A 1,489-nucleotide genomic window follows, 5' to 3' on the forward strand; every position below is an offset into this window, starting at 1 on the left:
GCGACTGATATGGGGGACATCTTGTCAAGTGGGCAGGGTGAAGCGGCGGCCGCAACCGTCGTCGCGGCCGCCGCTTCGTTGGCCAGATAAGTCGCTGGTGGGTGTCGAGCGTGTCGTGTCGACGCGTGTCAGTCTGATATACGCGGGTTGGCTACCGCAGGACGGAACTTTCGAGTCGGAGTGAGACCGCTTGTCTAGGATCGAGCGTGATCGGTTGTGGTGCAACATGATTGCTCATAGTCGCGACGCGGGTCACTCCAAGACGCTTGCCGACACCGGGTGACTCATCTGGACATTTGTGGGGTCCTCAGTCGTCGAGGACGGCCAGTGACCAGCACCATCCAGCGAGTTCACGCGCGATGGCGGCGTTAGCAACCACCGAGCGTTTCTTGCGCTGATCAAAACGCATCCAGCGTTCATGTAGGCGCCGGTTACCGGCCTGGCCGCGGGCCCGCGCGGCTGGGGATGCGGCCTGCCAGCGTCGGCGCATCACCGCGCCGGGCCGGTAGGGGACTCGGTGATGCCAGGCGGCCTCGATCAGCAGCCGGCGGGCGTGACTGTTGCCGGTCTTGGTCACTGCGCCCTGGGTTCGCGTCGCCCCCGAGGAGTACTCACTGGGCACCAGGCCGAGATAGGCGCCGATAGTGCGGCCGGTCAGCCGAGACCAGTCGCCGATCTCGACGGCCAGCCCGAAGGCGGTCAGCGTGGACACCCCGCGCAGACACCCCAGCCGGGTCACCACCGGAGTAAACGCTGAATCAGCGGCCATCTGGGCGATCGCGGTATCGAGGCGCTCCCGGCGGTCGACGGTGGCCAGCATCGTGTCGAAAGCACTGTCATAGGCCAGCTGCAGCGCGGCGTTGCCGAACCGCTGTCGACGCAGCCACCGCTCATGTTCGCGGATCCAGGCTCGTCCACCGCTGTACACAATCCCCTGGCGCAACAGCAGTTTCGACAGCCGGTGGCGAGCGGTCATCAAATCCCCACGGATATCCTCACGGGCCCGCACCAAATCCCGCGCGGCCTCCTGTTCAACCGTCGGGATCGTCACCGCCACCACCTGGCCCAGATGCAACAAGCGGGCCAGATGCGCGGCATCGCGGGCATCAGTTTTGACCCGGTCTCCGGACGGACGGATCAGCTTCGACGGCGCCGCCACCACACAGTCCACCCCTGCTGCCAGCAGGAACCGGGCCAACCTGAATCCCGTCGGGCCCGCCTCATATGTCACTGCGACCGGACCAGGCAACGAGCGAAGCCAATCCAAGATTTCACCGAGGTCAGGAGTCAACCGGCGCTCGAACACCTCGCCGGTATCCCCATCCAGACCACACGCCACCACCGAACGTGCGTGCACATCCAACCCGACACTCGTACGCTGAACCTTCACTGGGGCCTCCCACATCTGTGGCTCTACGGCCAGGACCCAATTCCTGACCGCAACCCACGTTCACATGTGAGCGAGGCCCCAGCCCCCTATACCGTCTAG

Annotated in this window: 1 protein-coding gene; it reads right to left on the reverse strand. The window is 65.1% G+C overall.

Annotation, left to right across the window (positions count from 1 at the left end):
- Positions 1-307 precede the first annotated feature (307 nt).
- On the reverse strand, positions 308-1,390 hold the full coding sequence (locus tag GPY60_RS26450) for an IS110 family transposase (protein WP_444850870.1): 1,083 nt from the start codon (positions 1,388-1,390) through the stop codon (positions 308-310).
- Positions 1,391-1,489: the final 99 nt, after the last annotated feature.

The sequence above is a fragment of the Mycobacterium sp. Marseille-P9652 genome (genome assembly GCF_902652685.1).
In the GTDB taxonomy this organism is placed as follows: domain Bacteria; phylum Actinomycetota; class Actinomycetes; order Mycobacteriales; family Mycobacteriaceae; genus Mycobacterium.